Genomic DNA, 3,177 nt, shown 5'->3' on the forward strand with positions numbered 1-3,177 from the left:
ATCTTAGCCCCTCCCCTGAAGGGGAGGGGCTAAGATGTCACCGCTCGCTGAGATAGTAGCGATCGGTCGCCACCAGCGCATCGTCCAGCTCGTACACGATCGGCTGCCCGGTCGGGATCTCCAGGTTGACGATCTCCTCGTCCGGAATCCCCGACAGATGCTTGACCAGCGCCCGCAGCGAATTGCCGTGCGCCGAGATCAGCACGCGCTTGCCGGCACGGATCTCGGGCGCAATCCGTTCTTCCCAATAAGGCAACACCCGCGCGATCGTGTCCTTGAGGCTCTCGGTCTGCGGGATCGGCACGCCCTTGTAGCGCTCGTCCTTCGCCAGGTCCCAGGCCGAGCCCTCCTCGGGCAGCGGCGGCGGCACGTCGAAGCTGCGGCGCCAGATCTTGACCTGGTCGTCGCCGTGCAGCGCCGCGGTCTCGGCCTTGTTGAGCCCGGTCAGCCCGCCATAATGGCGCTCGTTGAGCCGCCAGTCCTTCTCGGTCGGCAGCCACAGCCGGCCCATCGCCTCGAGCGCGAGGTTGAGCGTCTTGATCGCCCTCGACTGGAAGCTGGTGAAGGTCAGGTCGAAATCGAGCCCTTTCTCCTTGAGCAGTTCGCCCGCCGCCCAAGCCTCCTGCACGCCCTGTTCGGTCAGATCGACGTCCCACCAGCCGGTGAAGCGGTTCTCGAGGTTCCACGCCGACTGGCCGTGGCGGATCAGGACGAGCTTGGTCATGGGACCTCCAAGTTTGCGGGCCATCCCAACCCCGTTCGGGCTGAGCTTGTCGAAGCCCTGTTCTTTTCGAGCGCGCTGATAGAAAGAAAGACGGTGCTTCGACAAGCTCAGCACGAACGGGAGCGCGTATGAGAATCGTCCGGCAGACTCTGATCTATGCCGGCCCCGGCGGCCCGTTCGAGGGCGTCGCGGCGTGGGACGATGCCGTCGAGGGCCCGCGCCCCTGCATTCTCGTCCTCCCCAATGTGCTCGGCCAGAAGGAGGCCGACACGCTGAAGGCCGAGGCGCTCGCCGGGCTCGGCTATGTCGCGCTCGCCGCCGACGTCTTCGGTCAGGGCAGGCGCGCCACGCTGCTGCCGCCCGACGAGCGCAGCCGCTACATGAACGAGATGAACGCCGATCGCGGCCTGCTCCGCGAGCGCCTCGCCGCCTCGCTCGACGCGCTCAAGGCACTGCCCCAGGCCGATCCCGACAAGGCCGCGGCGATCGGCTTCTGCTTCGGCGGCAAGTGCGTGCTCGACATGGCGCGCGCCGGGCTGCCGATCCTCGGCGGGGTCTCGTTCCACGGAGTCTACGACCGTCCGGACTATGCCAATGTCTCCCCGATCACGGCGAAACTATTGGTCTGCCACGGCTGGGACGATCCGATCGCGCCGCCCGAGGCGACCGTCGCCCTGGCCGACGAACTCACCGCCAGCGGTGCCGACTGGCAGCTCCACGCTTATGGCCATGCCGGCCACGCCTTCACCGACAAGGACCGCGCGGGGCCGGGGCCGATCGCCTATGAGCCCCGCGCCGACCGGCGCAGCTGGCGGGAGATGGCCGGCTTCCTCGAACGATTGTTCGCCTAATCGGCTTACGGTGCGTTAGCATGCATCGATGACCTTCTTCGAAAGCCTCGTCGCGCTCCTGCTCCTCGCCGTCGTGCTGCTGCAGGTGGCCCGGCGGACCTGGATTCCTTATCCGACCATGCTCGCCACCGCCGGCGTGGTCGTCGCTTTGGTGCCGGGAAGCCCGTCGATCGCGCTCGAAGGCCATACCGCGCTGGCCTTGTTCATCGCGCCGGTGCTGCTCGACGCGGCGTTCGACTTTCCGCTCGCCGCCGTGCGCAAATTGTGGCGCCCTCTGGTCGCGCTCGCGGTGGTCGCAGTGCTGCTGACAACTGCGGTGGTGGCGTGGATCGGCTGGGCGTTCGCAGGGCTGCCGATCGCCGCCGCGATCACGCTCGGCGCGATCGTCGCCCCGCCCGACGCGGCCGCGGCGACCACCGTGCTGCGCTCGGCCAAGCTGCCGCGCCGCGCGGTGCAGGAGCTCACCGGCGAAAGCCTGCTCAACGACGCCACCGCCTTGCTACTGTTCAGCGCGGCAGTGGCGATCCAGAGCCATGGCGGCGTCGACGGCAAGGTCGCGGCGCAGCTCGGCTTCGCGGTGCCCGGCGGAATCGCGCTCGGCCTGTTCTGCGGCTGGGCCTTCCGCTACATCCTGCCTTACACCCGCGGCTCGTTCGGGGGAAACCTCCTCGAATTCGTCAACACCTTCGTCGCCTGGCTGATCGCCGAGCGGCTGGGACTGTCGGCGGTGCTCTGCGTGGTGGCGATGGCGATGTTCATCGCCAATGATCCGAAGACCGAAATCAACGCGCGCAACCGCGTCCAGTCGTTCGCGGTTTGGGGCGTCGCGGTGTTCGTGCTGAACGTGGTCGCCTTCCTGCTGATGGGCATGCAGGCCCACGAGATCCTCGGCGCGATGAAGCCCGAGCGGCTGCGCGAGGCGGCGGGGATCGCGGCGATGGTCGTCGCCGGCGTCGTCGGGACGCGCCTTATCTGGGTGCTGACCTATAATCGGCTGGCGGCGCGCTTCGCCTTGCTGCGCGGCGATGCCGAGCCGTCGAGCCTCGCCCAGGGGCTGGTCGTCGGCTGGTGCGGGATGCGCGGGCTCGTCACCGTCGCGACTGCATTCTCGCTCCCCGCGAACTTCCCCCAGCGCGACGTCATCGTGCTGTCGGCGTTCGCCGTCGTGCTCGCGACCCTGGTGGTGCAGGGGCTGACGCTTTCGCCGTTGATCCGGCTGCTCGGACTGAACGCGGACGACGGCCATGACGAACGCGCCCACGCGCAGCGCGCGCTCGTCGATGCGGCGCTGGGCGCGGTCGCCGGCGCGCAGGGCAGGGTGGCGGACGAGATCCGCCGGCAGTTCGAGATCGATCGCGCCGCGGTCGACGGCGGCGCGGGCTGTACCGACTTTCTGGCCCGTCAGAAGCTCAAGCTCGCGGCGATCGCCGCGCAGCGCGACCGGCTCCACGCGCTGCGCGACGAGGACGCGATCGGTGCCGAGGAGTTCGAGCGGCTGCAGGAAGCGCTCGACTGGCACGAACTGGCGATCGGCCCTGCCGAGGAACGGACGATCGAGGAGGCGTAGGGGAATTTGCGCTGACTCCCCTCCCTGAAAGGGAG

3 protein-coding genes are annotated in these 3,177 nt (G+C 68.6%); 2 read left to right on the forward strand and 1 reads right to left on the reverse strand.

Annotated elements, in window-relative coordinates; translation table 11 throughout:
* Positions 1-37 precede the first annotated feature (37 nt).
* The gene (gene gpmA / locus AC3WJI_RS21465; RefSeq protein ID WP_492759344.1) at positions 38-724 is read right to left on the reverse strand and encodes a 2,3-diphosphoglycerate-dependent phosphoglycerate mutase; all 687 of its coding nucleotides are present in this window, start codon (positions 722-724) and stop codon (positions 38-40) included.
* Positions 725-852: 128 nt separating this feature from the next.
* Between gpmA and AC3WJI_RS21470 the strand changes: the two genes are divergently transcribed.
* Positions 853-1,575 carry a dienelactone hydrolase family protein gene (locus tag AC3WJI_RS21470; protein ID WP_492759345.1) on the forward strand — a complete coding sequence of 241 codons (723 nt, stop codon included), beginning with the start codon at positions 853-855 and terminating at the stop codon, positions 1,573-1,575.
* Positions 1,576-1,603: 28 nt separating this feature from the next.
* The gene (locus AC3WJI_RS21475; RefSeq protein ID WP_492759346.1) at positions 1,604-3,142 is read left to right on the forward strand and encodes a cation:proton antiporter; all 1,539 of its coding nucleotides are present in this window, start codon (positions 1,604-1,606) and stop codon (positions 3,140-3,142) included.
* The last annotated feature ends 35 nt before the right edge of the window (positions 3,143-3,177 follow it).

It is taken from the genome of Sphingomonas sp. FW306-1B-B10E (assembly GCF_058782005.1).